General features: G+C 53.5%; 10 protein-coding genes. 4 read left to right on the plus strand and 6 right to left on the minus strand.

From position 1 onward, the window contains the following. Nucleotides 1-2: 2 nt before the first annotated feature. Nucleotides 3-3206: an efflux RND transporter permease subunit gene (locus ACAW87_RS08735; RefSeq protein ID WP_370722990.1), complete on the plus strand. Its 3204-nt coding sequence runs from the start codon at nucleotides 3-5 to the stop codon at nucleotides 3204-3206. Continuing rightward, nucleotides 3199-4632 (plus strand): TolC family protein, encoded by a 1434-nt coding sequence (locus ACAW87_RS08740; protein ID WP_370722991.1) that lies wholly within the window; start codon nucleotides 3199-3201, stop codon nucleotides 4630-4632. Before ACAW87_RS08735 ends, ACAW87_RS08740 begins: the two co-directional genes overlap by 8 nt. 125 nt (nucleotides 4633-4757) lie before the next feature. Here ACAW87_RS08740 and ACAW87_RS08745 read toward each other — a convergent pair whose 3' ends face one another. The 4 genes from ACAW87_RS08745 to ACAW87_RS08760 all read right to left on the minus strand — a co-directional run bounded on the left by ACAW87_RS08745 (nucleotide 4758) and on the right by ACAW87_RS08760 (nucleotide 12262). Next, the gene (locus ACAW87_RS08745; protein WP_370722992.1) at nucleotides 4758-5888 is read right to left on the minus strand and encodes a Fic family protein; all 1131 of its coding nucleotides are present in this window, start codon (nucleotides 5886-5888) and stop codon (nucleotides 4758-4760) included. Between the two features lie 158 nt (nucleotides 5889-6046). Next, nucleotides 6047-7444 carry a glucoamylase family protein gene (locus ACAW87_RS08750; protein ID WP_370722993.1) on the minus strand — a complete coding sequence of 466 codons (1398 nt, stop codon included), beginning with the start codon at nucleotides 7442-7444 and terminating at the stop codon, nucleotides 6047-6049. Nucleotides 7445-7603: 159 nt separating this feature from the next. Beyond that, a complete protein-coding gene (locus tag ACAW87_RS08755; protein WP_370722994.1) occupies nucleotides 7604-9121 on the minus strand; it encodes a RagB/SusD family nutrient uptake outer membrane protein in 1518 nt (505 codons plus the stop codon). Nucleotides 9122-9139: 18 nt separating this feature from the next. Further along, nucleotides 9140-12262 carry a SusC/RagA family TonB-linked outer membrane protein gene (locus ACAW87_RS08760; RefSeq protein ID WP_370722995.1) on the minus strand — a complete coding sequence of 1041 codons (3123 nt, stop codon included), beginning with the start codon at nucleotides 12260-12262 and terminating at the stop codon, nucleotides 9140-9142. A gap of 226 nt (nucleotides 12263-12488) precedes the next feature. On the opposite strand from ACAW87_RS08760, the gene ACAW87_RS08765 reads away from it, so the two are divergent. Then, nucleotides 12489-12878 (plus strand): DoxX family protein, encoded by a 390-nt coding sequence (locus ACAW87_RS08765; RefSeq protein WP_370723413.1) that lies wholly within the window; start codon nucleotides 12489-12491, stop codon nucleotides 12876-12878. Between the two features lie 187 nt (nucleotides 12879-13065). Continuing rightward, nucleotides 13066-13467 (plus strand): putative quinol monooxygenase, encoded by a 402-nt coding sequence (locus tag ACAW87_RS08770; RefSeq protein WP_370722996.1) that lies wholly within the window; start codon nucleotides 13066-13068, stop codon nucleotides 13465-13467. 26 nt (nucleotides 13468-13493) lie between these two features. Here the strand turns inward: ACAW87_RS08770 and ACAW87_RS08775 are convergent, their stop codons facing one another. Continuing rightward, nucleotides 13494-15218 (minus strand): M14 family metallopeptidase, encoded by a 1725-nt coding sequence (locus ACAW87_RS08775; protein WP_370722997.1) that lies wholly within the window; start codon nucleotides 15216-15218, stop codon nucleotides 13494-13496. A 140-nt stretch (nucleotides 15219-15358) separates the two neighbouring features. Next, nucleotides 15359-18238 (minus strand): glycosyl hydrolase, encoded by a 2880-nt coding sequence (locus ACAW87_RS08780; RefSeq protein ID WP_370722998.1) that lies wholly within the window; start codon nucleotides 18236-18238, stop codon nucleotides 15359-15361. Between the last annotated feature and the right edge of the window lie 9 nt (nucleotides 18239-18247).

An 18247-nucleotide genomic window follows, 5' to 3' on the forward strand; every position in this document is an offset into this window, starting at 1 on the left:
ATATGTTCAGTACATTCATACGCCGACCCGTATTTGCGATTGTCATTTCGGTGATGATTGTCTTTGTAGGAGTGCTGGCGATTAAGAAATTACCGATTTCACAGTTCCCGGATATTGCGCCAACTACCGTCAATATTTTTATTGCCTACCCTGGAGCCAGTGCCGACGTGCTGGTGAAATCGACGTTGATTACGCTCGAACAGGCCATCAACGGGGTGCAGGATATGCGGTATATCGCCACTGACGCCACCAGTGCGGGTGAGGCTACGCTCCGCATTATTTTCGAACCCGGTACCGACCCCAACGACGCCGTTATCCGGGTGAAAACGCGGGTTGACCAGGTGATGCCGTTGCTGCCCGAACTGGTACAGCGCGAAGGGGTGGTGATCACGCCCATTCAGCCCAGTATGCTGATGTACGTCAACCTCTATTCCAAAGAAAAGAGCATCGACGAAAAATTCCTGTTCAACTATGCTACCGTGAAAATGATCCCTGAAATTCAGCGGACCAAAGGGGTAGCGCGGGCGCAGATTCTAGGTAGCCGCCGGTATGCCATGCGCGTTTGGCTGAACCCCGAGCGCATGCGGGCCTACAACGTGTCGACGGAAGAGGTGATGAAAGCCATTGGCGAACAGAGCATCATTGGTCGCCCCGGCCGGATCGGGCAAAGCTCGGGTATTGCGGCACAGTCGCTGGAATACGTGCTGACCTACAAAGGCCGGTACAACAAGCCGGAAGAGTACGAAAGTATCATCGTACGGGCTAACTCGGAAGGGGAGAGCATTCACCTGCGCGACATTGCCAAAGTGGAACTGGGCAGCGAGTTTTTCGATATCTACTCCAACCTGGATGGACACCCGTCGGCGGCTATTGTGTTGCGGCAAAACTACGGCAGTAATGCCAGTGATGTCATTGCCGAAGTAAAGGAAAAACTCGAGGTGATGAAGGCCTCTTTCCCACCGGGAGTCGATTATAAAATCAGCTATGACGTCTCGAATTTTCTGGATGCGTCGATTGAGCAAGTAATTGATACCCTGCGCGATGCGTTTATTCTGGTGGCGCTGGTCGTGTTTATCTTCCTGGGCGACTGGCGGTCAACGCTGATTCCCATTCTGGCGGTTCCGGTATCGCTGGTCGGGGCGTTCTTTGTCATCCAGGCATTTGGGCTATCGATCAACCTGATCACGCTGTTTGCCTTGGTGCTAGCCATTGGTATTGTGGTCGATGATGCCATTGTGGTGGTGGAAGCGGTGCATGCCAAGATGGAGGAGAAGCCGTATCTGACGCCGTTTGGGGCGGTCAAGCAGGTGCTGGGTGAGATCAGCGGTGCCATCATTGCCATCACCGCCGTTATGGTATCGGTGTTCCTGCCCATCTCGTTTATGACGGGTCCGGTGGGTACGTTCTATCGGCAGTTCTCAATCACCATGGCGAGTTCCATTGTGATCTCGGCCGTGATCGCCCTGACGCTGACGCCGGTACTGTGCGCCATGCTGCTGAAAAAACACAACGGCCATGAGCAGAAGAAAAACCTGCTGACCCGCGCACTCGACAGCTTCAACCGGGGCTTCGACAAACTGACCGGGCGCTACGTGAGCCTGCTGAAAGCGATCGTTAGCCGCCGGGTGGTTACGTTCGTTATTCTGGCCGTTTTCTGTCTGGGCATTGCCTACGAAAACAAGATTCTGCCCGCCGGTTTTATTCCCAACGAAGACCAGAGCACGATCTACGCCATCATTCAAACGCCACCGGGTTCAACGCTCGAAAAAACCAACGAAGTATCGCGGCGGCTACAGAAAATTGGTGAAGAAGTGCCGGGCATCGAATCGATCTCTTCCTTGGCGGGCTATGAAATCATGACCGAAGGCCGGGGCTCCAACGCAGGTACGTGTCTGATCAACCTGAAACCCTGGTCGGAGCGCGACAAGAATGTGAAAGAGATCATGGAAGAGTTGGAAGAGAAATCAAGAAATCTTGGCGCCACTGTCGAGTTTTTTGAACCGCCAGCTATTCCCGGATTTGGTACATCAGGCGGTTTTTCGATGCGGTTACTGGATAAAAATACGGATACCGATTACAGCGAATTCGATAAAATCAATAAGCAGTTCATGGAGGATTTGGGCAAGCGGAAAGAACTCAGCGGCCTGTTCACCTTCTTCGCGGCTAATTACCCACAGTACGAACTGGAGATAGATAATAATCTGGCCATGCAGAAAGGTGTGTCGATCGGAAAAGCGATGGATAACCTGAACATTATGATTGGCAGTACTTACGAACAGGGCTTTATTAAATACAACCAGTTTTTCAAAGTGTACGTACAGTCTGATCCGAGTTTCAGACGATTGCCGTCTGATTTGCTGAATCTGTTCGTGAAAAATGATGCGGGTGAAATGGTACCTTATTCGGCGTTTATGAAGCTGAAAAAAGGACAGGGTCCCAACGAGATTACACGTTTCAACCTGTACAATTCGGCGGCTATTCAGGGACAGCCTGCCAAGGGCTTCACAACGGCCGATGCCATTCAGGCCATTCGGGAAGTGTCGGCCAAAACGCTGCCAAGAGGATACGATATTGCGTTTGAAGGGCTGTCATACGATGAGTCGATCCGGGGCAATGAATCGCTGTATGTGTTTCTGATCGTGTTGGCGTTTGTGTATATGGTGTTAGCTGCTCAGTACGAAAGCTTCATTATTCCGTTGGCGGTGGTGCTCTCATTGCCGGTCGGTATTTTCGGTTCGTTCCTGTTGCTGAAGCTGATGGGGCTGGAAAACAATATCTACGCCCAAATCGGTCTCATCATGCTGGTGGGTCTGTTAGGCAAAAACGCCGTCTTGATCGTCGAGTTTGCCGTTCAGAAACGACAGCAGGGCGAAACTATTCTGAACGCCGCTATTGAAGGGGCCCGGGTACGTTTCCGACCTATTCTGATGACTTCGTTCGCGTTCGTGGCCGGTCTTATTCCCCTAATTACCGCATCGGGCGCGGGGGCTATCGGTAACCGTACTATTGGCGCATCGGCGCTGGGTGGTATGCTGTTCGGGACCATTTTTGGGGTCATTATTATACCGGGTCTGTACTACATTTTTGCCCATCTGGCCGATGGTCGGCAGATGATTCGGGACGAAGAAAGTGAGCCATTAACCGAAAATCTGGTCCATCAATTGGATGGTTTTCCTGAAACAGAAGAAACTCCTAATCATGTTTAAAAAACTCATAACCAGGTGCTTGGGGGTTGCCTGCCTGTCAGTAGCGTTTACGGCCTGCAAAACGCCCGCCCTCATTACCCGCACCGAAAACCGGAACGTACCTGTCAGCTTTGGCAACGCAATCGACTCGACCAATACTGCTGGCATTCGGTGGCGAACGTTTTTCACCGACCCGAATCTGGTGGCTTTGATCGACACGGCTTTGCAGAATAATCAGGAGCTGAACATTACGGCTCAGGAGATTCAGATTACGCAAAACGAAATTCGGGCCCGACAAGGCGAGTACATGCCGTTTGTGGGCTTACGCGGCGGCGCAGGTGTCGACAAGGTGGGCCGTTACACGCTGCTGGGTGCTGCCGAGAAAAATGCTGAAATCAGACCGGGCAGAGAGGTGCCGGAGCCGCTACCCAATTACATGATTGGCGCTTTTGCCACCTGGGAAGCCGATATCTGGCACAAGCTGCGCAATGCCAAAAAAGCAGCGATAAACCGGTTTCTGGCGAGTGTGGAAGGCCGGAACTTCACGACCACGAACCTGATTTCTGAAATTGCCACGTCGTATTACGAACTGATGGCGCTGGATAATCAGCTGGCCATTGTGCAGCAGAACATCGAGATTCAGTCCAATGCGCTGCGAATCGTGCGGGTGCAGAAAGAAGCAACCCGCGTTACCGAACTGGCCGTTCGTCGGTTTGAAGCGCAGGTGCTGAACACGCAGAATCTGCAATATGGTCTTCAGCAACGGATTGTGGAAACCGAGAACCGGATCAACTTTCTGGTGGGTCGCTATCCACAGCCTGTTGTCCGCAATTCGGCGGGGTTCAACAGCCTAGTGCCCGACAGCATTCGGGTGGGCATTCCGTCGCAATTGCTGGCTAATCGCCCCGATATTCGGCGGGCCGAGCAGGAACTAGTCGCTGCCAAACTGGACGTACAGGTAGCTAGGGCCCGTTTTTATCCGTCGGTGGGCATTTCGGCGGGTATCGGTTTCCAGGCGTTCAATCCGGTTTATCTGTTGAAAACGCCGGAGTCGCTGATTATGTCGCTGGCGGGTGATCTGGCAGCTCCGCTGGTGAACAAGAACGCGATCATTGCCACCTACAATAGTGCCAATGCGCGGCAGATTCAGGCGGTATTCAACTACGAACGGACGATTCTGAACGCCTATATCGAGGTGGCCAATCAGCTCTCGAATATCAGTAATCTGGAAAAGAGTTACGGTGTAAAAACGCGGGAGGTGCAGGCCTTAACGCAGTCGATCGACATTTCGACAACGCTCTTTAACTCCGCCCGGGCCGAATACACGGAAGTGCTGTTCACCCAACGCGACGCACTGGACGCCCGATTTGATCTGGTTGAAACCAAAATGCGGCAACTAACCGCCACGGTCAATATCTACCGCGCCCTGGGCGGCGGCTGGCGGTAAAACTGGTAAAGGGAGAAAGGAGCAGCTTACTCCAGCAAACACGGTATTGACTAAGCCATATTTTAGTTAATATCGTGTTTGCTGGAGTAAGCTGATTTATGATACGGTGTAGACGTTGCCTACTGTTACTCTGCCAGGATACTATACAATTCCCGATTCAGGTAGTAGTGATTGCCACCTATAGTTGTTCGTTCCAGGATTGACAAATCGACCAGTCGATTTAAATAATCACGGGCTGTGTTCTCTGCATACGTTCGATCACTGGTCAGATGGCGAACTCGGGTAACCGGCTGTGTGAAGATTTTTTGCGTTAACTGGTCAGGGCGACGAATTGCCGTTTGGCTGGCAATAACATCCAGAATGGCGTCGCGCGCGCCGACGATCCGGTTAATCTTTTCGTACGTTAACTGAGCTGTTTGAGCTACCGCCTTAAGCATGTAGCATAACCAACCGGGCCAGTCGCCCCGTTGTGAAACTCCCGCCAATGCGCTGTAATAAGCCTCTTTATGTTCCACGATATAGCGACTCAGATACAGGATCGGGTAATCCAATAAACCCTTCTGGGTCAAAATATGAATATTAGCCACTCTGCCGGTCCGACCATTTCCATCTCGGAACGGATGAATGGCCTCAAACTGAAAGTGACTAATAGCCATCTTTAGCAATGGGTCAATTGGATAAGTCCGATCATCATTAAGAAAATTGGCTAGATTATTCAGCTTTGCTTCGAGGATTCCGTGACCTCGGGGCGGGGTATAAATTGGTTTGCCCGCATTGGGTCCGCTGCCTCCCTGCCGAATATAAACTTGTGAGAAAGAAGGCCGTATTCCTTCGGTTGTTTGTTTAATCTCTTCGAAGACCTGTACAAAATATGCTACGCTAAAATCGGCGTTTTGTAAATAGTGAAAACCTTTCCATAGTGCTTCCCTGTAGCGAAGCACCTCTTTGGCTGGTTCGGAAATCAGGTCATTTTGCTGCTCGCTATATGCTCGATACAACTCGTCGTCTGTAGTGAAAATATTCTCAATGGCTGAAGATGCCTTAGCTTCCTGTAAGCTAATGGAGTTAATCAGTAGCGCCTGATTAGGAATCGCAATACTCCGCCCCTGTAAACGTCCGAGCGCTTCCTTAGCATGAGCTAACTGTTCATAAACATCTACCGTTCGGTACAGATCTGAATGAATAGGCAAGTCTGGTAGGTCATTCCAAGGTTTGTTCCTGTCAGAATTTACCAGATATAGCGGAGAGGTAGGCATTAATTGTATCGTTATTTGAGGTTAGCTCAAGTGGCTAACCTCAAATATACGGTTCTGGTTGACGCTAACATCAAAAATGAATCATTTTAAAGTTAGCACATGTGGGCTTCCTTAAAACGTGTAATAAAAGAGCTATTGTGATAGTAGAGGCTCCTAACTCAATTCAACCAGCCACCGGTAAAGCCAGCTTTTTGCAACCCGCGCTTAATATGCGGGTTCTTTTTCATCAGATTCCAGACAAAGCCCGTTCGCAGGTTTTCGGCCATAATCAGAATGGGCCCCTGATCGATGCCGAGATAATCGACGTCGAACCAGCCATTTTGCGTTGAGCCATTAGCGGAAGAAGAGGCGTAACGATAGGTTGGATTAAATGCGTCGCGGAAACCGTATTGACCGTATAACTTAGCGCCGTAGCGGTTTTTCATAGCCCGCAACGCCGGTACGCAGATTTCGGGCGCAAAGGCCATGGACCCACCTGCGGCCGTGGGCGCAATGGTGCCATCGTCGACAATGCCGGTAGAAGCAGCCCCGCGTGCCCGGTATGAGAAGAATTTGCGGCCGTCGGCGGTTGTTGTGTCTTTCGGGCCATCGCAGGCGGTTAACCCCCAGATGGTGGCGCTATAATCAGTCCATTTGCCGGGGTTTGCCAGGCAGTAAGCCCGGTTGGCGTAGGTGGCCCGGCGTGAGTTTTCGAAGTAGTCGATACCTTTGGCCCGCATGTAGTCGTCGTTGATGCCTTTAAAGTCGATCCAGCAGTGTGAGTACTGATGCCCGAACATCGGGTCGAAGTTGACGTGTTCCTGCCCGTAAAAGTCGGCCCAGGGATACGACTTGGTCCAGGCGGGCCAAACGTTGGTGCCAACTGGGTGCGTGGGTGAGGCCAGGGCCAGCACGTACAGCAACATGCCTTCGTTGTAGCCTGTCCAGTCGTTTTTGATAAAGCCTTTTTCAGGGTGCCAGCCCATAGATATAAACGGTTTTTCCGTAGAAGCACGCCCTGCCTGAAACCACGCCCAGTCGGCACGACCGTAGATCTGATCGGCCAATTGCCGGATTTCGGCTTCGACGGGCGTCTTACGGTCGAAGTAGGTCTGCGCACTCAGAATACCGCCCAGCAACAGCGCCGTGTCTATAGTCGACAGTTCGACCTGCTTGAACCGCTCGCCCGTTTTCATGTCGAGAAAATGGTAAAAGAAACCCTTGTACCCCGCCACGCCCGTAGCGGCGTCTGATTGGGGCGCTTTAGCGAAAAAACGCAGTGTCCGTAACGTCCGGTCGGCGGCTTGTTGTCGGGTAACGTACCCACGCTCAGCCCCGATCAGGTATGATGTAAGGCCAAAACCCACGGCTGCAATGCTGGAAAACGAACGGCTCGGTGCCCGGTCGGGCAGGAGGCCGTTATCGGGATTGGCAGTTTCCCAGAAGAATCGGAAGGTGTCACGCTGGAGACTATCCAGAAAAGCTTCATCCGCTTTCGACAGGCGGGTAGTCGGCTGTTTTGTCTGGGCAAGAGCGGGTAATGCTGCGAGGAAGAGGAAGAGGAGGAGTTTTTTCATGGTTGAAGAGGATTGTCGTTGGCTTTACCCCACCCCCAGCCCCTCCCCTGAAAACAGGGGAGGGGAGTCGCTTTAGCGTAGCTACGCCATCTCGCGAAGCCACTGTAATGCTACTCCCCTCCCCTGGTTTCAGGGGAGGGGTCGGGGGTGGGGTAAACTCTAATACCCAGGATTCTGCGTTAGCACACCTCCGCTTAGCTGAATCTGGTTTTGCGGGATGGGGAACACTTCGTTTTTGCCTTTTACAAAGGTTTTGCCGTGGGCGGTGAACGCCTGTGTGGCACGGCCCGGTTGAAGTTCTTCCTGACGGATAATGTCGAAGAAACGGTCGTGCTCCATCGCCAGCTCGACACGGCGTTCGTGCCAGATACTTGCCTGCGTAACGGTCGTTGCAGCAGCTAAACCAGCCCGGGTACGTAGTCGGTTAATGTCGACCAGCGCATCGGCGGGGCGACCCAGTGCCAGCGCGGCTTCGGCATGAATCAGGAGCACCTCACCCAGTCGCATAATGCGGAGGTTTTTAGGGAGCCGGTCGTTATTGCCGCAGTTTCGCTCGGCCGTGCGGCTGTGGTACGACTTGTAGTTGTACCGGTCGTTTTCCACCGAGTCGCGGCTTGGCACGCGGAACCCGTCCCAAAGCACCGTCCCACGGGGAGCGGGGTTGATAAAAATAATGGTGGCTGCCCGACGTAGATCATTGGGTTCGTATTCGTTCGCTAAACTCTCCGAAGGCGTACCAAAGCCGAAGCCTAGGTCGGGCCAGCCCCGGCGGCCACCGGCTCGCGGTCCCTGACAAACGCTGTAAATGTCAATAGCAGCGTTACAGGCCAGATTGATGCCTGTCTGCACTTCAAAAATCGACTCCACACTGTTGTTACCTACCTCACGCCAGATGTTGGCATAGTTGGGTAATAAGTCATACGCACCCGCCTGATTTTTGATGATCGAATCGGTCAGATTATATGCAGCCTGCCAGTTGCGTTGGTACATATACACCTTGGCCAGCATGCCCATCGCCGCTGCTTTGGTAGCTTTCCCGGTTTGCGTCTGGGCTTTTACGGGCAGGTTAGTGGCGGCAAAGCGCAGATCACTCACGATCAGCGCGTAGACCGCTTCCCGAGTGGCTCGTGTTTGCAACGCTGTGTTGTTGATCTGATCAACCGGCGGCACCTGATCGATCAGGGGTACGCCGCCAAAGAACCGAACCAGATTGAAATAGAAGTAGGCCCGCAGGAACCGGACTTCACCCTCCAGCCGGTTGCGCGTTGGCTGATCGGCGGCGCTCAATGGAATGAGGGCCAACGCCTGATTGGCGCGGGCAATAGCCCGGAAATAGGTCGCCCATACGTTATTGAGGTTACCCACCCCCGGCGTCGGGTTCAGGTTGTCGAGCGTGCCGAAGGTGTTGGCTCCATCGGCGGGTGAACTGCCTTTATCAGCATCGTCCGACGCGATATTGGTCATGCCCACATAGTCGAAACCGTGCAGGCCACCTTCCCACATGCTGTTGTAAATGCCCGTCACCAGGCTTTGCGCGGCGGCCGGGTCGTTGCGCACGGCCGCTTCACCGAGCAGACCCTGCGGCGGCGTATTCAGAAAATCGGTACAGGCTACCATGCCTGTGCCAAGCAGCAGGACAGACAGCGGTAAACGGAAGCGTTTTAGAATAGAATTCATGTTCGTAAGGTCGAGTAGTTAGAAGCCCAGATTTAGTCCGGCAGAAAACGTGCGGACAGTGGGGTATGAGTTGAGTTCAATGCCGGAATCGAGCGGGCCGCCGGGGAGTTCGGGGCTAAATCCACTGAATTGCTGGAACGTAATCAGGTTTTGGGCGGTCACGAAAAGCCTGGCCGTACGAAACTTGATCTTGTCTTTCAGGGCCGTTGGAAGGGTGTAGCCCAACGTCAGGTTGTTGAGCCGGACGAACGAGCCTGATTCCACGAAATAGGTCGAGGCAGGCGTGGCGGAGGTGATCAGCCGTGGGTCGGTTTGCGAGGGGCGATTGGGTAACCACCGGGCATCGGCATAAGCGGCTTCGATATTGTCGGTATTCTCGAAGCGGAATGCCTTTTTACCATTATACACCTGATTGCCCGCGTTCCCGTAGATATCAGCCGCCAGATCGAAACCACTAAACGTCAGGCCCAGATTTATGCCGTAATACAGTTTAGGCTGGTACGAACCGGCATAAATCCGGTCGTCATTATTGATGACGCCATTGCCGTCTACATCCCGGTAGCGAAGATCACCGGGCCGCACGTTGGCCCGGTTGCCAAACACGGGTGAGCCATCGATTTCGGCCTGATTTTGGTATACACCAATGGCGTCGAGCACGTAGAAACTGCCTACAGGTTGCCCGTTGTCGCTGCGGGTGGTAAAGCCCTGTTGACCCACGCCGCCAGCCAGTAAGGCCTGTCCGCCGTTGAGGCCCACGATCTGGTTGCGGTTGAGAGTTAGGTTACCGCCAATGGTATAGCCCAATCCACTTTCCGTCGTTTCGCGCCAGTTGAGGATGAACTCAAAACCCCGGTTTCGGAACGACGCGATGTTGGTCAGGAACTGGTTGTCGGGGTCACCGAAAATGGCCGGAATGATCTGGAAGGCGAGGGCGTCGCGGGTGGTTTTGCTGTAATAGTCAACTTCACCCGTGAGTCGGCTGCCGAAGAAGGCAAACTCCAGACCGGCGTCGACTTGCTGGGTACGTTCCCATTTCAACTGCTGATTCTTGATGTCCTGAATGGCTGAACCAAGCGTAAGACCGTTGTTGTAGAAATACGGAATGTTGACCGCCGCCGTTAGGATGTAAGCGTTGCTGGCAATGTTGTCGTTGCCGAGGATGCCCCAACTGGCTCGGAATTTAAGGAAATCGAACAGTTTCTGCCCTTTCATGAACGACTCGTCGGAGATTACCCAGCCTACACCCGCCGTTGGGAAATAACCCCACCGCTCGCTAAACTTCGAGCTACCGTCGGCCCGCAATGAGGCATTGAACAGGTACCGGTCGTTTAGGCTGTATGTAACCCGCGTGACAAACGATTGCCGGGTCTGAAGGTCGCCCCCGCTATTGTTCGAGAGTTGCTGATCGGGGTTCCCCAGACCCAGATACCATAGGTTGGGGTCGTTGGGGATGTTGATGCGGGCACCTTCGATGAAATCGGAAGTAAATTGCTCGGTTACCGCTCCCAGGAGGAGAGAAACATTGCTTTGACCAAACGCCTTTTCGAGTGTTGCGGTATTGTCGATAATGTACCGCACTGATTTGCCTTCGTTGAGGCTAAGCTGGCTGTTTTGTTGACGCTGATTACCCCCCGCCGAAATAAAGGTGGCGGCATCATTCTGGAACTGCTGTAGGTACGTCCGGTTTCGATTAAAAATCAAATCGGTGTTAAACGCCGAGCGCAGTGTAAGCCACTCCAGAGGTTTGTAATTAAGGGCTAGATTACCCTGCAAACGGTTATTGATGATTTGGTTGTTGCGGGCGTCCAGGCTCAGAATGGGGTTTCCCACATTACCGAACGCCGACAGGTTACCGTATTTACCATCCTGAAAAGCCGGTACAATGGGAGCAGCCCGGTAAAGGCCCTGATACACACCGTCAAGATTGACACCCCGTTCGTTACCCCGCGAAAACGAAAGCTGATTACTGAACGTCAAGTTATCGGTGATCTTAATTTCGTTGTTCGACCGGATGGTGAGGCGTTTGAAATCGTTGGTGTTCACCACGCCCATATCGGTGAAGTAACCGGCGCTGAAGAAGAACGTATTGCGTTCGCCTCCTCCCGAGATCGACACGTTATGGTTCGATTGGGCACCGGTACGCAGCGCTTCGTTGAACCAGTCGGTGGTGCCGCCGTAGGTCAGTGGCGGGTTGTTAACGTTCTGGTTTGGCGCGGCGTCGGTCAGGTAGCTAATGTACTGATCCCGGTTGGCCATTCTGACCAGATTGGCCGGCTGACGGATGCTGATGTTACCGTCGTATTGCACCTGCGTAGCCCCCGATTTACCCCGTTTGGTGGTCACGATAACAACCCCATTGGCGGCACGTACCCCGTAAATAGCGGCTGAGGCATCTTTCAGGACTTCGATACTCTGAATGTCGTTGTTGCTGATGTTGCGAATATCGTCGGTGAGTACGCCATCTACTACGTAGAGCGGACTAACCCCGGCCAGTGCCGAACCCACACCCCGCACCCGAATCTGCGGTTGTTCGTTGGGCCGTCCCGAAGCAATGATCTGTACCCCAGCCATTTTGCTTTGCAGGGCCTGCGTAGGCGTTTGAACCGGGTATTTCGTGATTTCTTCCCCTTTCAACTGCGACACTGCCCCCGTCAGGTCACGTTTCCGCTGGGTGCCGTAGCCTACCACCACCACTTCGTTGAGGGTTTGGGTGTCTTCGCCCAGTTTTACGTTGATCGTACTCTGGTTGCCCACCACCACTTCCTGCGGCGCAAAGCCCGTAAAACTGAAGACCAGCACGGTCTGCCTGTTGGGTACACTGAGTTGGAAAGTCCCATCTACGTTGGTGGTAGTGCCGCGGGCCACGCCTTTAAGCTGCACAGTAACGCCCGGCAACGGTTCCGACTGAGCATCGGTAACCACGCCCGAGATGGTGACGCCTGTCTGACTACTTGTTGCCGTAGCGGTTGGCTGAGCGGTAGGAGCGACAGTGTCGGCGGGTGTTGTTGTTGTTGGCGGAGCGGTTTGTGTTGTCGGCGGGAAAGCAGGCAACGTAGTGGATTGGGGCGGAGTAGGCGTTTGAGCCTGAGTGGTATAGCCGCAAACCACGCTCAGCAAGAGCAGGTAGCCTATGTGTTTCATAAAACGTTGAAGTTAAATCTACTTAATTACTGTGCTAAAACAACGGCAAACCATGCTGTTTGTTCTTGGTATAATCGCAATTTGGCGTTAGGTCACTTACTAATTTTTCAGCTATAACTATTGCTCTGCTGACGGGGAAAACAAAGGGTGAGTAGGATATCAAAACTTAAAAAGCGGAGTTGAGTTAGTCGTAGAAAGCATTGAAACAGCGATAGACACTACGATGATGAACGAACGAAGCGTAAAAAAAATAGCACGCATTGCCCTGGGTAGTACGCTGTTGTTTGCAGGTATCAGCCATTTGACCTTCTCCAGGAAGGCATTTAAAGCTCAGGTGCCCGATTGGGTTCCTTTGGAGAAAGACGATACTGTCCTTTATTCCGGGCTCGTCGAAATGGCGTTGGGTAGTGGGTTGGTGCTGACCAACGAAAAGCATCAGGAGGCCGTAGGAAGAGTAGCCGCCGCGTTTTTTACGGCGATTTTTCCCGGCAACATTTCACAGTTCGTCAATAAACGAAGTGCATTCGGGCTCGATACCGATACTAAGCGGTTTGTTCGGTTACTCTTTCAACCAGCCCTTGTGTATTGGGCCCTGAAAAGCACTGAAACAAAATAACACGTCTGGCAAAGAGAGGGACTTTCTCGTTGTCAGGCTCCCTTTTTGGGCAAAGGCTTTGTCGGGTTGCTATGTGTTTTTTTTGCATGCGTTTAGAAACGCTTGCCAATGTTGGTATATCTACGAATTTAGAGGCTATTTTCCTGAAGGAGAACCCGGGAAAACCCCCTTATTCGTTAAGTATAGTATGAACACACGAAAAACAGGCCTTGCATACGTATTACTTTGTGCGATTAGTCTCGCATTTGCTGGCTACAACAACGCAGTAGCACAAGAAAAAAAGCAAATGGTACGCCTGGCAAAACTTGTCATCGATCCGACACAACTGGAGCCTTACAAAGCCGCTTTGAAAGAAGAAATAGAAGCTTCAGTGCGTCTGGAGCCCGGTGTGCTGACCTTGTATGCGGTTGTGGAGAAAGAGAACCCCACCCATATTACCATTCTGGAAATCTATGCCGATACCGCTGCGTACAAAGCGCATGTTCAAACGCCTCACTTCCTCAAATACAAGACCAGCACTCAAGCGATGGTAAAGGCTCTGGAACTGGTCGAAACCAGCCCACTGATACCTGGAATGAAAATAAAATGATGAATTAACTGCTGGTCCAACTAGTATCAACGACCAACTCCGAGCCGATAGACCGGGTAGCGGTTAAAGGTTTTCTCGAAATAGGGCGTTTTCTGGTAGATGAATTCCAGTTGCGCGTTTCCGTTTTCAGCAAAGGCTTTGTCAGCGACGCGCTTGTCGGCGAGTTGCTGGCGGAGGGAGGGGTCATTGCGCAGCAGTTCGGCGGCGGTGTCTTCAAAGATGTAGTTCGAGAAATACTCTTTCTGGTCGAGCACACTGTCGAAGAAATTCCAGCTAAAAAACGAGTCCTGCGCTTGTGGTTCCAGCGTTTCGATCAGGTACCGGTTGGCGGGCTGGTTGGTTGGAATGAGGTAATCGCCTTTGTAAAACTGAATCGCCTGCTTCTCGCTACGGAGCTTTACGCCCGTGTGCAGGTAATGCCCTTCGTAGGGGCGCTGACTGGTTTTGTACTCGTCCAGGTAGTAGGCCGACACAGTCATCAGCGTGTCTTTGGGGAGCGCTTGCATCCTGACGCCGTTGCGTTTCAGCAGAGTAATAACTTCGGCCCACGCCTGCGGAATAACGTACCCGGTTGGTAAGGTCAGTTGCAGATCGGGTACAAACGTATTCATGTACGGCACGCGTTTCGTGAAAGGCTTTGTGCGGTCATAATAAAGCCGTCTCAGACCTGATACTTCGCTGGGTTTGTAGCTGGCTTCGTAGCCCAGGAATGTGATTGAATCTACTTTGCTACGGTCGAGGCGGTAGTTGAGGGCGAAGGTTTTTTGCTGGCTCACGGCCGCATCGGCCTTCTGTTTATTGGCCAGAATCGTGTTAGCGTCGCGTTCACACAGGCGCAGCACGGCTTCATCGAACGCGTAACTGCCTTTCACCCGTGCCGGATAATCTTTCCACATATGCGTTTCGAGCGTGAAGCCGAAGCAGTTGAACATGGCGGCGTAGCCTGTGGTGTAACGCGGCGAGTCATTGTAGCCTAGCAGTCCGCTTTCGGGCGTGTCTTTCGGATGATTCACATAGGGAGCCGTGGGAAACCCTTTTTCAGCAACCAGCTTATCCAAAGCGGGCTGAAAGGTTTGCGTCATATAGCCCGACACGGCCGGATGCAGCTTGTCTTTCTGCGTGGCAAAATACGTGACCACGTGCTGATAATCAGCCCCATCACTGGTGTGGTTGTCGATAAATACCTGCGGTTTCAGTTGCTGGTACATCGCCTGAAATGCCCGTGTATTCTCGGCGTCGGCCTTGATGAAATCGCGGTTGAGGTTCAGGTTGCGGGCATTTCCCCGAAAACCATACGATACGGGGCCGTTCTGATTGGCCCGCGATACGCCGCGGTTCAAACTGCCCCCCACGTTGAACACCGGCACAATGGCCAGTAGCACGTTTTTGGGCAGCTTGTTACTTTGCAGCAGGTCGCGCGCCATCATCATGCAGGCGTCGATGCCTTCGGGCTCGCCGGGGTGAATGCCGTTGTTGATCAGCAGCGTAACGCGGTCGGGTCGGGCGGTGAAGTTCTTATCGGCGGCCAGCAGAAACAGGTGCAGCGGCTTGCCCACATCCGTTTTGCCCACTTCGATCAGTTTAGCCTGGTCGAACTGCTTATCGAGCCGCTGGTAGTAGTCAATTATTTCCGGGTACGTTGCCGTTTCCTTGCCCTGACTGCGTTCGTAGGGTGTAACAAGCGAGGGTTTGGTTTGGGCAAGACCAGTGGTAGCTAACAGGAAAAGAAGCCAGTAAACAGATATTTTCATGATGAAGGTTGTATGACGCCCCAAGTTACCGGTAAACGGTAAAGAAGAGGAAGGCTGCCTGAAAAAGCCCGGCTTGCGACATAAAAGGCACGAGGAAATCCTCGCGCCAGCTACGAATCTTCGCGCCAGTAGCGGCTTGCCTACTTCTCCGATCCAGCCATTAATCGAACGGGTCCAAGCAAGCCGGAGGGTTGTAATTTCCAGTCGGGGCGAACGGTGACGTTGGTGTTGGTGAGTCGTTGTTCTCTCGGTTTGGTGCGGTCGCCGATGAGCCGGTTACGCCATGAGTTCACTACTTCGATTTCCAGCTGATTATCCGTTGGCTTCAGTGCTTTGCTGACCGGAACCCGAAACGGTGGTGCCCAGACAATACCCAAGTCTTGCCCGTTGAGACGTACCCGCGCCACGCCTACATCCTGCACATCGCCCAGGTCCAGGAACAGGTTGCCTGTAGCTGATGGCGCGTCGAACGTTTTGCGGTAAGTAGCGGTGCCGGAATAAAAATGAATGCCGTCTTCCGGGCGTTTCGTCCAGTCAACAAGCTCGTCGAAGGTGACGGATGATGGGCCGCTTGAGATCCATTTCGGGTCGAACGACACTTGCCAGGGGCCGGCAAGCGTTGACACCGGGTTGTAAGCTAAGGCGTTCCGTTCTGTAGTCATGCCTTGCTGAGTAGCGGGAATGGCTTTACGGAACACGACAAACACCGATCCGTAGGGCGTCAGGTCGAGCGGGAGGCTAATGCGGCCGTCTTTTTGCTGAAATGCGGTGGCCGGTTTGATGCTGCCCGTAACCGGATCCCATAGTTCGGGCTGACGGCCACTTACGCGGAACGTAGCGTTGAGTTGCGCCGCCGTGGCGTTCTGGTTGCTGACGAAGTAGTAATCGACGTTGCTCAGCGTCTTGTGGAAGTAATCGAACACTTGCCCGGTTGCGGTACCCGTTAGTTCGGCATCCGGTTTAAGACCGTCGCTGAGCAGTAATTCGCGGGCCGTTTTGCCCCACACCACGCGACCAGCACCGGTTTTGCGCTCACCGACGGCCGATTCGCCCGCGCCCCACAGCCGATCGGCCAGGGTCTTTAGCTCGGTTTCGCTGGCCGGATACCCCACCAGACTCGCCGTCGATTTAGGCTTTGGTCCAATGACCGTTGCTCCCATCTGCACCAGTTGCGCTACTTTTTGCAAGGCTACCAGCGACAGTATCTGATGATCGGGCAACACCAGCACCCGGTACGACAGGCCGTGCGGCAGTATGATCCGGCCGTTTTTCACGCTCAGCACCCGCAACCGATCTTCGTTGATCACATCGTAATCGAATTCGGGAAGAGCGTGGCCTGGATCGTCGGCTTTCTGACGGGCAATGTTGGGTACGTGGTCACCATAGTAATACAGCACGTCGGCCACCGATTGCCCCTGTTGCAGGATGTACTGGCACCGAGTGAGGTATTGCACGAATCCCGTCGAATAGTCCCACCAGGTTACGTTTGGGTTGAAGTGCGTACCCGCGAAATATTCCTGACCTGGCAAGCCCATCTCTTTCGGCGAGCAGGTGAAGGTGTGCAGATACACCAGGTTCAATCCGGCGCAAAACTCATGGTCGGCGCTCGATTTCATGGCCGACCAGATTACGTCATTCCAGTGTGGACCAATTGTGGTGAACGATTCGGCACCCACCAGTGGCTTGTTGTAGATATGGGCGGCGCTGGCGGCTTGCTTCACGAAAAACCGGTTGACGGGCGTAGGCCGGTGCGGCGATGGCGACCAGAATTCGCTCATCATGATGTCGCTGTAGCCGTAATTCTTCAGGCCATCGAACGGCCCGGCATGTGGCCCTGCCGATTCAGGTTGCAGACCAATACCGTATTTGGCTGAGCGTTGGGCAAAAATGGCATAATGATTCTCGGCCACGCAGTCGCTGATGGTTTTGCGGAGATCGGCCAAAAAGCGGTTACTCTCCTCGCGGCTACCCACAATTTTACCGGCCACAACGGGCAGATAAGGCATGATGTCGTAGCCCCGCCGCTTTCTGAATTCCTGCGCGAAGGTTTCGGTCCAGTTACAGCCGCCTGCTTCCCAACTATCGGTTTGCAGGTATTTCAGCGTTTTGCCGGCCATGGGCCCAATCAGTTTGAGCAGCGGCTCTACGTGGGTATCCCAGTAGCGATTAAACGTTTTCGGGTTCAGCGGATCGAGCACGCGCCCCTGCCATTTTCCGCTCGATGTCGACACCTCGGCACCCGTTAGTGTGTAGCCAAAACGCATGATGGTCCACTCGCCCGCCGGTACCTGCCACGTCAGCACGCCTTGTGCGTTCATGCGGGCCGATAGGTTCTGAACGGCTTTAGGCGACGCATCGGTTTCGCCGGGTTGGGCAGGTACGTCGGTGAGTAAGAAACGTGTGTCGGGGGCTGAGCCGCCTAATTCGATGGTTCCTGCCTTGGCCTGTAAATCGCGGATCGGTGCGCGTTTTGTCGTGTTTTTCGGAAATGCCAGCACCGTAATATCGTTGTACAGCCCGTCTTTCATGGTTGGTAACGGCAGGGCTTGCTGGTAGGTCATCGGCCCTTTCACCGTCACCTCCGACCAGGTCAGTTGCTTGGCGGCTTCAGCGGGGGTGATGTCTGGTCCGCCCAGGTTCCAGCCACTTTGAATACTCATACTCAGCACCAGTCCGAGCCGGTCAGCTTCCCGAACGGCGTGCAGGTATAGGTCGCGCCAGGCAGGCGAGCCAAACATTGGCCCTTCCGGTACCTGGGCGTTACCGCGCTGTTCGGCCCCGCCCGCATCGAAAATACAGGCCCCGCTGAACCCTTTCGCTTTCATAGCCTCCAGATCGCGGGTTATCACTTCCTTATTGACGTTGCCGTTGAGCCACCACCACCAGCACCGAATGCCGTAGGTAGATGGCGGAGTGGCAAAGGCAATATCAGAAACGCCCGACCGGGGCGGCGTGGTTTTCTGGGCAACTGTGGTGGAAAAGAGGGCGAAGTTGAGCAGGCAGAAAAGATAGAGGCGCATTGATAAAGA

Source organism: Fibrella aquatica (assembly GCF_041321135.1).
Taxonomy (GTDB): domain Bacteria; phylum Bacteroidota; class Bacteroidia; order Cytophagales; family Spirosomataceae; genus Fibrella; species Fibrella aquatica.